We start from the raw sequence: 13983 nt of genomic DNA on the forward strand, positions 1-13983 counted from the left end.
AACCGCGCCGCGCGCGGCGGGGCCCCCCCCGGGGCGCCCCCCCCCCCCCGGTTGGGGTGGTGCGTGCAGGCCGTCAGACGTTGACGCCGAAGTCCTGCGCGATGCCGCGCAGGCCGGACGCGTAGCCCTGGCCGATGGCGCGGAACTTCCACTCCGCGCCGTTGCGGTACAGCTCGCCGAAGACCATCGCGGTCTCCGTGGAGGCGTCCTCGGAGAGGTCGTACCGCGCGATCTCCTGGTTGTTGGCCTGGTTGACCACGCGGATGAACGCGTTGCGCACCTGGCCGAAGGACTGCTGGCGGCTCTCGGCGTCGTAGATGGACACCGGGAAGACGATCTTCTCGACGTCGGCCGGGACACCGGCCAGGTTCACCTTGATCGCCTCGTCGTCGCCCTCGCCCTCACCCGTGACGTTGTCGCCGGTGTGCTCCACCGAACCGTCCGGGCTCTTGAGGTTGTTGAAGAACACGAAGTTCTGGTCATTGCTGACCTTGCCCTGCTCGTTCAACAGGATGGCACTGGCGTCGAGGTCGAAGTCGGCACCGGTGGTGGTACGGACGTCCCACCCCAGGCCGACCAGGACCGCGGTCAGGCCGGGCGCCTCCTTGGTCAGCGATACATTGCCGCCCTTGCTGAGGCTGACTCCCACGAGTCCTCCCATTGGTCTTCGGGGGCGGGGAGCCCCGTCGTGCGTTGGCATCGGATCAACGAATCGATCCTAGTGACGGGTTCCCGCCCCGTTCAGGGGTTGACCCCGAACGTTTTCGGGGTGTTGCCCCGACGCGTCACAGGGTTTCGAGGGCCTTGGCGTACTCGTCCAGGTCACGGGCGTCCGGCAGTCCGTTGACGACGGTCCAGCGGACCACGCCCTCCTTGTCGATGATGAAGGTGCCGCGCACCGCGCAGCCCTTCTCCTCGTCGAAGACGCCGTACGCGCGCGACGTCTCGCCGTGCGGCCAGAAGTCGGACAGCAGCGGGTACTCGAGACCCTCCTGCTCGGCGAAGACACGCAGGCTGAACGGCGAGTCGTTGGAGACGGCGAGCAGCTGGACGTCGTCGTTGACGAACTTCGGCAGCTCGTCACGGAGGGCGCACAGCTCGCCGGTGCAGACGCCGGTGAACGCGAACGGGTAGAAGAGCAGCACCACGTTCTTCTCGCCGCGGTAGTCCGAGAGCCGCACGGTCTCGCCGTGCTGGTTCTTCAGCTCGAAGTCCGGGGCCTTGGTGCCGACCTCGATCGCCATGGTCACGCTTCCCTTCCTGGGTCTGTTCAGGTGATGCCCACCCTACGCAGTGGAATGCGCCCGCCCACGCGTGAGGCCCCCGCCGGGGACGTTCTCACGTCCGGCGGGGGCCTCACGGGCGACGGTACGGGGCGTGGCCCGCAGTCGGCGCTTCGGCGCCTGTCAGCGCTTCTTCGGCGTGGCGAGACGGGTGGCGCTCCAGTCCTTGCCGACGCTGATGCTCTTGGTCTGGGACAGACCCGCGGTCTGAGCGGCGTCGCTGATGTCGCTCGGCTCGACGTAGCCGCCACGGCCGGTCTTCGGCGTCAGCAGCCAGATGTTGCCGTCGTCGATCAGCCCGATGGCGTCGACCAGCGCGTCCGTCAGGTCACCGTCGTCCTCGCGGAACCACAGCAGCACGGCGTCGGCGACGTCGTCGTAGTCCTCGTCGGCGAGCTCACTGCCGATGGTCTCCTCGATGGCCTCGCGGAGCTCCTGGTCGGCGTCGTCGTCGAAGCCGATCTCCTGGACCACCTGTCCGGGCTGGAACCCCAGCCTCGCGGCAGGGTTCGTCCGCTCCTCCGCGTGGTCCGCGGTCGCGCTCACGGGTTGCCTCCTGATCATGTTTCGAGTTCTCGGGTCTCCCCCGGCTCGCCCGGAGCTGGGGGAAGTGCGGCCTCACGTGTACGCGAAGCTTGGGCGTAGTCCACACGGGCGGGACGGATCGCGCAAGTACCTGGCCGCCGAGACCGCCGAAACGGTGACGTTCCCGGCCGTGTCGCCGCAACTCCAGGCATCAAATCACGGTATCCGCCGACACACACCACGGCGATGTGTACCCATATGCACATCCCTGTGCGTCTCCATTACCTCACAGTAGAGATGACGTATCGACGCCCGGGGTACACGATGGGGATCGGTGTACTCCCCCGGCGTACCGCCCCGACATCGCACGTACCTCCTCGAGAGCGAAGGAACAGCGTGGCTTCCGCATCCGATCGCAACCCGATCATCATTGGCGGCCTTCCCAGCCAGGTCCCGGACTTCGATCCGGAGGAAACCGAGGAGTGGCTCGCCTCCCTCGACTCCGCGGTCGACGAGCGGGGCCGCGAGCGGGCCCGCTATCTCATGCTGCGGCTGATCGAGCGCGCGCGGGAGAAGCGCGTGGCCGTGCCCGAAATGCGCAGCACCGACTACGTCAACACCATCGCCACCAGGGACGAGCCCTTCTTCCCGGGCAACGAGGACATCGAGCGCAGGATCCTCAACGCGACCCGCTGGAACGCGGCCGTGATGGTCTCGCGCGCCCAGCGCCCCGGGATCGGCGTCGGAGGCCACATCGCGACCTTCGCGTCCTCGGCGTCGCTGTACGACGTGGGCTTCAACCACTTCTTCCGCGGCAAGGACGAGGGCGACGGCGGGGACCAGGTCTTCTTCCAGGGGCACGCCTCGCCGGGCATCTATGCGCGCGCCTACCTCCTGGACCGGCTCTCCGAGCAGCGGCTCGACGCGTTCCGCCAGGAGAAGTCGAAGGCCCCCTACGGGCTGTCCAGCTATCCGCACCCGCGGCTGATGCCGGACTTCTGGGAGTTCCCGACGGTGTCCATGGGCCTCGGCCCCATCGGCGCGATCTACCAGGCGCGCATGAACCGTTACATGGAGGCACGCGGGATCGCCGACACCTCCTCGTCGCACGTGTGGGCCTTCCTCGGCGACGGCGAGATGGACGAGCCGGAGTCGCTCGGCCAGCTGACCATCGCCGCGCGCGAGGGGCTGGACAACCTGACCTTCGTGGTGAACTGCAACCTCCAGCGGCTCGACGGCCCGGTGCGCGGCAACGGCAAGATCATCCAGGAGCTGGAGTCGGTCTTCCGGGGCGCCGGCTGGAACGTGATCAAGCTCGTCTGGGACCGCAGCTGGGACCCGCTGCTGGCACAGGACCGCGACGGCGTCCTGGTCAACAAGATGAACACCACGCCCGACGGGCAGTTCCAGACGTACGCGACGGAGACCGGCGCCTACATCCGCGACCACTTCTTCGGTGACGACCACCGGCTGCGCGCGATGGTCGAGGGCATGACGGACGACCAGATCCTGCACCTGGGCCGCGGCGGTCACGACCACAAGAAGATCTTCGCGGCGTTCTCCGCGGCCAAGGCGCACAAGGGCCAGCCGACGGTGATCCTCGCCAAGACGATCAAGGGCTGGACGCTCGGCCCGAACTTCGAGGGCCGCAACGCCACCCACCAGATGAAGAAGCTCACGGTCGACGACCTCAAGGGCTTCCGGGACCGGCTGCACCTGCCGATCACCGACAAGCAGCTGGAGGACGGCCCGCCGCCGTACTACCACCCGGGCCGCGACTCGGAGGAAATCCAGTACATGCACGACCGGCGCAAGGGCCTGGGCGGGTACGTACCGACCCGTGTCGTGCGCTCGGAGCCGCTGACCCTGCCCGACGACAAGACGTACGCGAGCGTGAAGAAGGGCACCGGTCAGCAGGCCATTGCGACGACCATGGCGTTCGTCCGGCTGCTGAAGGACCTCATGCGGGACAAGGAGATCGGGCGGCGCTTCGTACTGATCGCACCCGACGAGTACCGCACCTTCGGCATGGACTCCTTCTTCCCGAGCGCGAAGATCTACAACCCGCTCGGCCAGCAGTACGAGTCCGTGGACCGGGAGCTGCTGCTCGCCTACAAGGAGTCGCCGACCGGTCAGCTGCTGCACGACGGCATCTCGGAGGCGGGCTGCACGGCCTCGCTGATCGCCGCCGGCTCGGCGTACGCGACGCACGGCCAGCCGCTGATCCCGGTGTACGTCTTCTACTCGATGTTCGGTTTCCAGCGCACCGGCGACCAGTTCTGGCAGATGGCCGACCAGCTGGCGCGCGGCTTCGTCCTGGGTGCGACCGCGGGGCGCACCACGCTGACCGGTGAGGGCCTCCAGCACGCGGACGGCCACTCGCAGCTGCTCGCCTCGACCAACCCGGCCTGCGTCGCGTACGACCCGGCCTTCGGGTACGAGATCGCGTACATCGTCCAGGACGGCCTGCGCCGCATGTACGGCTCCTCCGGCGAACACCCGCACGGCGAGGACGTCTTCTACTACCTGACCGTCTACAACGAGCCCATCCAGCACCCGGCCGAGCCGCCGAACGTCGACGTCGAGGGCATCCTCAGGGGCGTCTACCGCTTCCAGGCCGGCGAGCAGGGCGCGATCCCCGCGCAGATCCTCGCCTCGGGAGTCGCCGTGCCGTGGGCCGTGGAGGCGCAGCGACTCCTCGCCGAGGAGTGGAACGTCCGTGCGGACGTCTGGTCGGCCACCTCCTGGAACGAGCTGCGCCGCGATGCCGTTGAGGTGGAGCGGCACAACCTGCTGCACCCCGAGGAGGAGCAGCGCGTCCCGTACGTGACGCAGAAGCTGTCCGGCTCGGAGGGGCCGTTCGTGGCGGTCTCCGACTGGATGCGGTCCGTGCCGGACCAGATCGCACGCTGGGTGCCCGGCACCTACCAGTCGCTGGGCGCGGACGGATTCGGCTTCGCGGACACGCGCGGCGCGGCGCGGCGCTTCTTCCACATCGACGCGCAGTCGATCGTGGTCGCGGTGCTCACCGAGCTGGCGCGCGAGGGCAAGGTCGACCGGTCGGTCCTGAAGCAGGCGATCGACCGCTATCAGCTGCTCGACGTCTCGGCGGCCGACCCCGGTGCGGCCGGGGGCGACGCGTAGGGCCGTCCACAGGCGCAGGGGCGGCCGGGACCGGGTCCCGGCCGCCCTTCGCCGTGCGTGACCGCCCGGCCGACGACGGGCGGCGGTCCGTCGTGCGGCAACGCCGGACGGAGGGCCCTGCGCCTCGCCCGGCCGCCCTTCAGCGCTCCCACACCTTGAAGGCCCGTACGCGGTACGGGGACTCCGGCACCCAGGTGCCGCCTCCGGGGTAGGTCGCGAACTCGCCGGTCTCGGCGCACTGGGCGGACTGATAGGTCGTCACCGGTCGTCCGGTGCGGTTGGCGAGAGCCTCCGCGCTGTCCCCCTCCGGCAGCGCGACGCAGCTCTCGATGTCGATCCCGGCGAGTTCGTAGGTGTGCCGGGCGCCCTTGAACCCGGCCTTCCCCCAGAGGCACAGCTCCCCGGGGCCGCACCGTCCGAGCGGTGGTGCCGCGGCCCTGGCCTCGACGGCCCCGGCGTGGGCCGGGGCGAGCAGGACCGCGGTCAGGGCCGCGGCGACCGTCGCGGCGGTCGTCGTGCAGGTCCTCCTGGTACGCGTGGTGGTACGCATGTGGATCAACCCCCGTGTCGTACTGATCACTTGCTTGCACTGTGGCGTGCGGTGCGGGGGTGACGGAAGGGGTGCCGGGACGGGCCACTCGAATAGGGGAAATCGCCCCTGGGGGCGATCCCCGACGCCTCACGCGCGAAGAGCCCCCGCCGGTGCGGCGGGGGCTCTTCGCGCGGGCGAGGTGCGGGGCCCTAGATGTGGGCGCCGCCCGCGGCCGCCTCGGCGTTCTCGCCCCGCTTGGTCAGCAGGGCCACGAGGACCGCGACGGCGGCGACGCCGGCCGCGACCAGACAGGCGAGGCTCATCCCGGAGATGAACGTGTCGTGCGCGACGCCGGTGATCTTCTCGGCGATCGGGGCCGGGGTGTGCGGCGGCACCGGGGCCACGCCGACCTGGACCGCCTCGGACACCTGGTCGAGCTGGTGCGGGGTGAGCGGCGGCAGGCCGGCACCCGTCCAGTTGCCGGCGAGGTCGCTGTCGACCCTGGAGGCCATGACCGCGCCGAGCACGGCCGTGCCCAGGCTGCCGCCGATCTGCATCGCGGCCTGCTGGAGGCCGCCCGCGACACCGGACAGCTCCATCGGGGCGTTGCCCACGATGACCTCGGTGGCGCCGACCATGACGGGCGCGAGACCGAGGCCGAGCAGGGCGAACCAGACGGACATCGCAAGGCTGCCCGTGCCCGTCTCCAGCGTCGACATGCCGTACATGGCGACGGCCGTGAGGATCATGCCGCCGGCCAGCGGAATACGCGGCCCCGCCTTGGTGATGACCGCGCCGGCGAGCGGCGAGCCGACGATCATCATGCCGGTGAGCGGCAGGAGGTGGAGGCCCGCGTCGACGGGGCTCATGCCGTGCACGTTCTGGAGGTAGAACGTCACGAAGAACAGGCCGCCCATGAAGGCGATGGCCATGAGGACCATCAGGACCGCGCCGGCCGAGAACGGCACCGAGCGGAACAGGCCCAGCGGGATCAGCGGCTCCTTCACGCGTGTCTCCCAGACGCCGAAGACGAGGAAGGACAGCGCGGAGAGGCCGATGAAGCCCCAGGTCCAGGTGTCGCCCCAGCCCCAGGCCGGGGCCTTGATGAGCGCCCAGACCAGGAAGAACATGGCCGCGGAGAGCAGCACGATGCCGGGGACGTCGAAGGACCGCGGAGCGTTCTCGGCGCGGTGGTCCCTGAGGATGAGGACGCCGAGCACCAGGGCGGCGACGCCGACGGGCACGTTGATGAAGAACACCGACTGCCAGCTGACGTGCTGGACGAGCAGACCGCCGAGGATCGGGCCGCCCGCCGTGGACGCGCCGATGACCATGCCCCAGATGCCGATGGCCATGTTGAGCTTCTCGGCGGGGAACGTGGCGCGCAGCAGGCCGAGCGCGGCCGGCATGAGCAGCGCGCCGAACAACCCCTGGAACACGCGGAAGGTGACGACGAGGGCGATGCTGTCGGAGAGGCCGATGGCCCCGGAGGCCGCGGCGAAGCCGACCACGCCGAGCAGGAAGGTCTGCCGGTGGCCGAAGCGGTCGCCGAGCTTGCCCGCGGTGATCAGCGTGACCGCGAGAGCGAGGAAGTAGCCGTTGGTGATCCACTGGACCTGGGCGAAGGTGGCGCCGAGGTCCTTCTGGATGGCGGGGTTGGCGATGGCGACGATGGTGCCGTCGAGGGCGACCATCATCACGCCGATCGCCACACTGAACAGCGTCAGCCAAGGGTGGCCGCGCAGCCCCCTGGCCGGAGCCGGGGCGGGCGGGGCCGGGACCTTGTCGGCCGGTCCGGCCGCGTCGACGGTGGTCTGACTAGTCATACGGCCGAGGCTAGTGACAGCCTCTGACAGTTGACAAACCATTTCACATGTCGCTGACTGTCATGTCGCTCACAGCTAACCTGAGCTGCGGAAACACGAAAGAGGACCATGGAGTGACGACACCCCACCCCGGGCTGCGCGAACGCAAGAAGCGGCGCACCCGTGATGCACTGCTGCGTGCGGCGCTCGAACTGTTCTGCGCACAGGGCTACGAGCGGACCACCGTCGACGAGATCGCCGAGGCCGCCGAGGTCTCGCAGCGCACCTTCTTCCGCTACTTCGCGAACAAGGAGGAGACCGCCTTCGCCATGCAGCGGATGGTCGAGTCGCGGTTCGTGGACGAGCTGCGCACCCGGCCGGCCGACGAGGCCCCCCTGGAGGCGCTGCGGCGCGCTGTGCTGGACTCCTGGGACACCATCGGCGAGGCCATCGAGCAGACCGTGCCGGTGGAGCTGCACCTGCGCACCTTCCAGCTCATCGAGTCGACCCCCGCCCTGCTCGCCGTCCATCTGCGCCGGACCATGGAGCTCGAGGAGGAGATCGCGCGCATCATCGCCGAACGCGAGGGCCTCGACGTGGATGCCGATCCCCGGCCCCGGGTGGCCGTCGCCGCGTTCAGTGGTGTGATGCGCGTCACCGGTCATCTGTGGGGCGCACAAGGGGATCTCAGCATCGCGTCCATGCGGGCGCTGACGGAGGCGTACCTCGATCAGGTGGGCCCCGCACTCGCGAAGGACTGGCGCGCGCGGTGACCGCGCCTCGGGGGTTGCGCCCGGGGTCGCACTCCGGTGCGATCGAATCGAACTGACCGCGCACGGAGTGTGATTGACGCACCGGTAGTGTGTCGCCTTTGCCACAAATAGCCCGCAGGAAACGTGATGTGCCTCACCCAGAGCACAGGAGGGAGGGCGCTTCTCCTAGGGTGTCCCCCAGTGACTTCCTTCGACTCCTCCTCACCGCTGAACGTCTGGCGCGCCCTGCTCGCGCTGTCCATCGTGTTCGTCATGCTGGCGACCACGGGCTGGACCGTCGTACGCAGCCACCGAGGCGTCGACACACCACTCGGCTCGGCACTCTCCGCCTGGGACCACGGACAGGTGGACGGCCGCCGGCTGCCGGACCCCCACTCCTCGTCGGTCCGGCTCGCACAGTTCTTCGCGTCCCTCACCCCGCAGCAGCGCACACGGCTGGCGGCCAGGTACCCGCTGGCGGTCGGCAACATGAACGGCGCCCCGGTGGAGCTGCGCTACCGCGCGAACCGCGTCGCCCTCGACACGGCCCGCAAGGTCGAGAAGCGGCGGATGCACGACCCGAGGCTGTCGCTCGTCGGGCAGCAGGACGCGGGCAGGCGCATGCACCGCTTCGAGGCGCTGCTGCGCCCCGACCGCCGGATCCTCGCCTTCGACCCGATGGGCGGCGGACGGGTCGCCGAGGTCTTCGGCGACCTCGACCGGGCCCAGCGCGTCTCGGTCGTGGTCCCCGGGGTCGACACCGACCTGCTGACGTTCCAGAAGACCTACCGCCCGTACTCGGCGCCCGTGGGCATGGCGAGGTCCCTCTACCGCCAGGAGCGCTCCGTGAGCCCCGGCACGCGGACCGCCGTGATCGCCTGGGCCGATTACACCGCGCCCAGCGGGCTCGGTATGGACGCGGCCACCGCGATGCGCGCGGAGGACGGCGCCGTCCGGCTCAACGGCGTGCTCGGCGCCCTGCCGGGCCGGTCCACCGTCGCCCTGGTCTGTCACAGCTACGGCTCGGTGGTCTGTGGGGTCGCCGCCTCCCGGCTGCCCGCCCGGGTGACCGACATCGCCGTCGCCGGCAGCCCCGGCATGCGTGCCGAGACGGTCTCCGCCCTGCACACCCGCGCGCGCGTGTGGGCGATGCGGGACGGCGACGACTGGATCCAGGACGTGCCGCACATGGAGGTCGGCGGGCTCGGCCACGGCGCCGACCCGGTGTCCGCCGGCTTCGGGGCCCGTCTGCTCTCCGCGCGCGGCGCGCAGGGGCACGCCGGCTACTTCGTGCCGGGCACCGACAGCCTCGCCAACTTCGCAGACATCGGCGCGGGCGCGTACGAGCGCGTACGGTGCGAGCAGGCCGACCACGCCTGCAACGGCGATCTGCCCGCGGGCGCGTCCGCGGCCTGAAACGGGCGGCTCCGCCTGCCCGGAGGCCGTGCGTCCGCACGGGAAATCCTCGGTCCGACGCGCGCAGAATCGGACAGAAGAAGCAGAGAAGTAGGGGAACGCGCGTAGAAATCGGAGAAACAGCGGCTTGTCCCGGGAGGGGACGGAGAGGCGTGCGCCGCATACGATGAGCCGCATGGGTGACGTACTGGCCGGATTTCATGCCGCCTGGGAGTTCGAGACCGACTCCGTGCTCATCCGCTTCGAACGGGGAATCCGCACGCCGAAGCTGTTCCAGGCGCTCGGCGAGCGCCGCATCCCCCTGGAAGCGTTGGCAGCGGTGACACTGACCCCGGGGAAGCGGGGCACCACGGTGCTGCACGCCGTGCCCAGACCCGGCGCCGATCCGCTCATGGAGGCGGCCTCCGGACAGCTCAGAGACAGCTGCGACCCGTACCGGCTGGTGCTTCCCGCGGAGCGGGAGACGCTCGCCGAGTACTACGCGGACGAGCTGCGCGGCCGGCTCGCGCGCGACGCCGACCGGGCCGCGGACGCCTATCTGGTCGAACCGCCCGCCGCACCGCTGCAGTTCAAGGCGTACGACGGCAAGGCGTCCTTCGACGGAAAGTCCGTGTCCTACCGCTGGTCCTGGACCGGGGCCTCGTCGGCGAAGTGGAAGGCCGGCGACCAGAGCTTTCCCGTCGCCGACCTGAGCGGCGTCGAATGGCGCTCGCCGGAGGTCTTCGAGGGCCATCTGCGGCTGCTGCGGCGCGATCTGCCGGACACTCGGCGGGCGCAGGCCGACCAGGACCCGGCGGCGGTCGTGTTCGGGCTGGGATACGGGCCGGTGCACGAGTCGCTGCCGTTCGCGGCGTCCGTGCTCGCGGCGGTCCGCGCCTCCGGCGGCACCGGGGCGACGGCGGTCGGGGGCGGCGCTGCCGCGACGGCCGTGAGCGGCGGGGCCGCGGCCGTCGGGGCACTCGTGGTCGACGGGACCGCCGTGCGCCGGGACCCGGCCGACATCGCCGACCGCATCCGGCACCTGGGCGAGCTGCACCAGGCGGGACTGCTCACGGACGAGGAGTTCACGACGAAGAAGGCGGAACTGCTCGCGGAGCTCTGACCGGCCGCCGGGGTCCGGCCACGGGGCTCCCGACCGGCCACCAGGGTCCGGCCGCGGAGGGGTTACCGGGCGCCGGCCGCGGGGCGGAAGAGCGGAGCGGGAGAGTACGGCGCCCCCTGCGGGAGCCGGGGGCGGGACGCGGTGCAGGGCCGCAGCGGGTGGTGCGGCACCCGGCCCCGTTCATACCTGGGTATGAGGTGCCGGACGGCTCCCCGGTATGAGGCCCGGGGGCAGGTCCGTTGCCTACGCTGAACGGGCCATGAGCACCGCACACATCTCTCCCGAACACCCCGGCACCGGCGCCCGTCCGCCGACGCGCCGCCGCGCCGAGCCGCTGCTTGCCCGGTCACCGCGACGCTGGGTGCGCCTGCTGCCGTACGCGGTCGCGGTCGCACTGGTCGCGATACTGCTCCCGGTCACGACCCAGCTCCTCAGCCACGACTACCGCGTGAGCGGCGAGGACGCGTTCGTGCTGGGCGTCGCCCAGGCCGCCCCGCTGCTGCTGGCGGTCAGGCGCCCGGTGCTGGCGTGGTGGATCGTCTTCCCCGCCGATGTCATCGGTGCGCTCGTGGTCACGGCCTCCCCGGTCGCGGACCGCCCCGTGCCCTGGACCCCCACGGTGATCGTGGGCTATCTGGCGCTCTGCCTCGCGCTGTCGCTGCGCGCACGGCGCGGCACCGTCGTCGGTGTCTGGCTGGCCACGGTGACCGCGACCCTCCTCGTGGGCGCACGGGTGGACGACGGGCAGAGCACCGACGCGGTGATGGTCGTTCTCAGCGGTGTCGTCCTGCTGCTCGGCGCCCTGCTGCGCGAGCGCGGGGAGCAGCAGCGGCGGCTCGTCGAGCAGGAGACGATCAGCGAGGAGGAGCGGGCCCGGAACACGCTCCTGGAGGAACGGGCCAGAATCGCACGCGAGTTGCACGACGTGGTGGCGCACCACATGTCCGTGATCACGGTGCAGGCGGACTCCGCCCCGTACCGGCTGGGCGAGCTGTCCGACGAAGCCCGCGAGGAGTTCGCGTCCATCGCGGCAGGCGCCCGCGAGTCGCTGGGCGAGATGCGGCGTCTGCTGTCGGTGCTGCGCAGTGAGGGCACGGACGGGGAGCGCGCGCCGCAGCCGGGCCTCGGCCGTCTCCAGCAGCTCGTGGAGGCGACGGTGCGGGCGGGCGTGCCGGTCGGCCTGTCCATGCCCGGGGCAGCGGCCGTCGCGGAGTTGGTGCAGGCCTCCCCCACGGTCGACCTGTCCGCGTACCGCATCGTCCAGGAGGCGCTGGCGAACGTGGTGCGGCACGCACCCGGCGCGCGGACCGAGGTGTCGGTCTCCTCGGACCGGGAGCATCTGATGGTCCTCGTGGTCAACGGCCCGGCCTCGAAGCAGACCGCCTCGCTGGAGAGCACCGGGACCGGTCATGGTCTGGTCGGCATGAGCGAGCGCGTACGGTTGATCGGCGGCACCCTCGACGTGGGGCCGCTGCCCGACGGGGGCTTCCGCGTCGCGGCGCGCATACCGGTCGTCGAGCGCGACGGCGCCGCGGTGGCCGGTACGTAACCCCCCGCTCCCGCGAAGGAGTCCCGCTCGCCATGACCATCCGCGTGCTCATCGTCGACGACCAGGCCATGGTCCGGGCGGGCTTCGCCGCTCTGCTGAACGCGCAGAGCGACATCGACGTCGTCGGCGAGGCGTCGAACGGCAGGGAGGGAGTCGAGGCCGGCCGCACGACCCGCCCCGATGTGGTGCTGATGGACGTGCGCATGCCGGAGATGGACGGGCTGGCCGCCGCGCGTCTGCTCCTCGACCCGCCGCCGGGCGTGTTGCATCTGCCGAAGGTGCTGATGCTCACGACCTTCGACGCGGACGACTACGTCTTCGAGGCCCTGCGGGTGGGCGCGTCCGGTTTTCTGCTGAAGGACGCCCCGCCCGCGGACCTGATCTCGGCGGTACGGGTGGTGGCGGACGGCGAGGCCCTGCTGGCACCGTCGGTGACACGCCGTCTGATCAGTGAGTTCGCCCGGACCCGCAAGGCTCCCCACCGGAGCAGGTCGGCCGGTCTCCACGGTCTGACGGCGCGCGAGACCGAGGTGCTGGAGCTCATCGCCCGCGGGCTGTCGAACCAGGAGATCGCGGACAGTCTGGTGCTGGCCGAGCAGACCGTGAAGACCCATGTCGGCAAGGTGCTGGCGAAGTTGGGCCTGCGCGACCGGGCGCAGGCCGTGATCTTCGCGTACGAGTCGGGGCTGGTCACACCGGGGGACCGGTAGCCCGCGAGGCCGGTCCGGCCGGCGCCGCCGGCCCGCCCGCCCGGGTTCCCTCCGGCCGGTGAGCCACGGCTGCCCGGATGTCACTCGGGCCCGGACGTCACTCCGGCCCGGACGTCCCCCTTGCGCGCGCCGCTCCCGCCCTGCGCGTCATTCCCGCCCGGCGGACGTGAACGACATGTCCGCGTACCGGTCGCCGGACACCTTCGCCGCGATGGGGTCGAGGAGGGCCAGCTCGTCCGCGGTGAGGACGATCCTCGTGGCGGCGGCGTTCTCCTCGACACGGCCCCGCTTGCGGGTGCCCGGGATGGGCACGACGGAGAGGCCGTGCTGCGCCGCCTGCTGCTGCACCCAGGCCAGGGCGATCTGCGCCGGAGTGGCGCCATGGGCGTCGGCGATCGTGCGGACGGGCTCCAGGAGCGCGGCGTTGGAGGCTGCGTTGTCGCCGGTGAACCGAGGCTGCTGGCGGCGGAAGTCGTCGTCGGTGAGCTCCTTGTCCGCGGCGACGAAGGAGCCGGTGAGGAAGCCCCGGCCGAGCGGCGAGTAGGGGACGAGTGCGACGCCGAGTTCGGCGGCCACGCCCACCACGTTCGCCTCGATGTCACGGCTGAACAGCGACCACTCGGACTGCACGGCTGCGATGGGGTGTACGGCCTGGGCGGCCCTCAGTTCCCCGCCGCTGACCTCGCTGAGGCCGAGGTGGCGGACCTTGCCGGCGGCGACGAGTTCGGACATGGCGCCGACGGACTCCTCGATCGGCACCCGGGGGTCGCGGCGGTGCATGTAGTACAGGTCGATCGTGTCGACGCCGAGCCGGCGGAGGCTGCCGTCGACACAGGCGCGGATGTAGTCGGGGTCGTTGTTGATCAACCGCCGCGTCGGGTCGGCGGGGTCCACGGCCAGGGCGAACTTGGTGGCGAGGACGATGTCGTCACGGTGGGCGGCGACGAAGGGAGCGAGGAACTCCTCGTTCTCACCCGCGCCGTAGGCATCGGCGGTGTCGAACAGGGTGATGCCCAGTTCGAGCGCGCGCTCCAGCGTGGCGCGCGCCTCGTCCGCGTCGGTGGGTCCGTACGCCCAGCTCATCCCCATGCAGCCGAGGCCCTGCACCCCGACCTCGGGGCCGGTGGCTCCCAGCCGGACCTTCGTGATGGTGCTGCTCATCAGG

12 protein-coding genes are annotated in these 13983 nt (G+C 71.0%); 6 read left to right on the forward strand and 6 right to left on the reverse strand.

The window, feature by feature from the left end:
• Positions 1–73: 73 nt before the first annotated feature.
• The 3 genes from ACWCP6_RS01440 to ACWCP6_RS01450 all read right to left on the reverse strand — a co-directional run bounded on the left by ACWCP6_RS01440 (position 74) and on the right by ACWCP6_RS01450 (position 1829).
• Positions 74–649 carry a TerD family protein gene (locus ACWCP6_RS01440; RefSeq protein WP_450930261.1) on the reverse strand — a complete coding sequence of 192 codons (576 nt, stop codon included), beginning with the start codon at positions 647–649 and terminating at the stop codon, positions 74–76.
• A gap of 136 nt (positions 650–785) precedes the next feature.
• Entirely contained in the window at positions 786–1244 is a 459-nt protein-coding gene (locus ACWCP6_RS01445; RefSeq protein ID WP_450930541.1) for a peroxiredoxin, read from the reverse strand.
• A 162-nt stretch (positions 1245–1406) separates the two neighbouring features.
• The gene (locus ACWCP6_RS01450) at positions 1407–1829 is read right to left on the reverse strand and encodes a DUF3052 domain-containing protein (protein WP_450930262.1); all 423 of its coding nucleotides are present in this window, start codon (positions 1827–1829) and stop codon (positions 1407–1409) included.
• A 375-nt stretch (positions 1830–2204) separates the two neighbouring features.
• Here ACWCP6_RS01450 and aceE point away from each other — a divergent pair, with 375 nt between their 5' ends.
• Entirely contained in the window at positions 2205–4952 is a 2748-nt protein-coding gene (aceE, locus tag ACWCP6_RS01455; RefSeq protein WP_450930263.1) for a pyruvate dehydrogenase (acetyl-transferring), homodimeric type, read from the forward strand.
• Between the two features lie 139 nt (positions 4953–5091).
• Here the strand turns inward: aceE and ACWCP6_RS01460 are convergent, their stop codons facing one another.
• Positions 5092–5502, reverse strand: a complete 411-nt coding sequence (locus tag ACWCP6_RS01460) for a peptidase inhibitor family I36 protein (RefSeq protein WP_450930264.1) — start codon at positions 5500–5502, stop codon at positions 5092–5094.
• Between the two features lie 191 nt (positions 5503–5693).
• Positions 5694–7310, reverse strand: a complete 1617-nt coding sequence (locus ACWCP6_RS01465; RefSeq protein ID WP_450930265.1) for an MFS transporter — start codon at positions 7308–7310, stop codon at positions 5694–5696.
• Positions 7311–7423: 113 nt separating this feature from the next.
• Here ACWCP6_RS01465 and ACWCP6_RS01470 point away from each other — a divergent pair, with 113 nt between their 5' ends.
• The 5 genes from ACWCP6_RS01470 (at position 7424) to ACWCP6_RS01490 (ending at position 12818) form a co-directional block, all read left to right on the forward strand.
• Positions 7424–8062, forward strand: a complete 639-nt coding sequence (locus tag ACWCP6_RS01470) for a TetR/AcrR family transcriptional regulator (protein ID WP_450930266.1) — start codon at positions 7424–7426, stop codon at positions 8060–8062.
• 180 nt (positions 8063–8242) lie between these two features.
• Entirely contained in the window at positions 8243–9457 is a 1215-nt protein-coding gene (locus ACWCP6_RS01475) for an alpha/beta hydrolase (protein WP_450930267.1), read from the forward strand.
• Between the two features lie 175 nt (positions 9458–9632).
• Positions 9633–10559, forward strand: a complete 927-nt coding sequence (locus ACWCP6_RS01480) for a DUF4429 domain-containing protein (RefSeq protein ID WP_450930268.1) — start codon at positions 9633–9635, stop codon at positions 10557–10559.
• Between the two features lie 259 nt (positions 10560–10818).
• A complete protein-coding gene (locus ACWCP6_RS01485) occupies positions 10819–12108 on the forward strand; it encodes a sensor histidine kinase (RefSeq protein ID WP_450930269.1) in 1290 nt (429 codons plus the stop codon).
• A 32-nt stretch (positions 12109–12140) separates the two neighbouring features.
• Positions 12141–12818 (forward strand): response regulator, encoded by a 678-nt coding sequence (locus ACWCP6_RS01490; RefSeq protein WP_450930270.1) that lies wholly within the window; start codon positions 12141–12143, stop codon positions 12816–12818.
• Positions 12819–12965: 147 nt separating this feature from the next.
• Here the strand turns inward: ACWCP6_RS01490 and ACWCP6_RS01495 are convergent, their stop codons facing one another.
• Positions 12966–13979, reverse strand: a complete 1014-nt coding sequence (locus tag ACWCP6_RS01495) for an aldo/keto reductase (protein WP_450930271.1) — start codon at positions 13977–13979, stop codon at positions 12966–12968.
• Positions 13980–13983: the final 4 nt, after the last annotated feature.

It is taken from the genome of Streptomyces sp. NPDC002004, assembly GCF_053593975.1.

Excerpts from the sequence above, each read along its gene's own strand:
- ACWCP6_RS01445 (WP_450930541.1), bottom strand. The coding sequence starts at position 1,244 with ATGGCGATCGAGGTCGGCACCAAGGCCCCGGACTTCGAGCTGAAGAAC.
- ACWCP6_RS01460 (WP_450930264.1), bottom strand. The coding sequence starts at position 5,502 with ATGCGTACCACCACGCGTACCAGGAGGACCTGCACGACGACCGCCGCG.
- ACWCP6_RS01465 (WP_450930265.1), bottom strand. The coding sequence starts at position 7,310 with ATGACTAGTCAGACCACCGTCGACGCGGCCGGACCGGCCGACAAGGTC.
- ACWCP6_RS01480 (WP_450930268.1), top strand. The coding sequence starts at position 9,633 with ATGGGTGACGTACTGGCCGGATTTCATGCCGCCTGGGAGTTCGAGACC.
- ACWCP6_RS01485 (WP_450930269.1), top strand. The coding sequence starts at position 10,819 with ATGAGCACCGCACACATCTCTCCCGAACACCCCGGCACCGGCGCCCGT.
- ACWCP6_RS01490 (WP_450930270.1), top strand. The coding sequence starts at position 12,141 with ATGACCATCCGCGTGCTCATCGTCGACGACCAGGCCATGGTCCGGGCG.
- ACWCP6_RS01495 (WP_450930271.1), bottom strand. The coding sequence starts at position 13,979 with ATGAGCAGCACCATCACGAAGGTCCGGCTGGGAGCCACCGGCCCCGAG.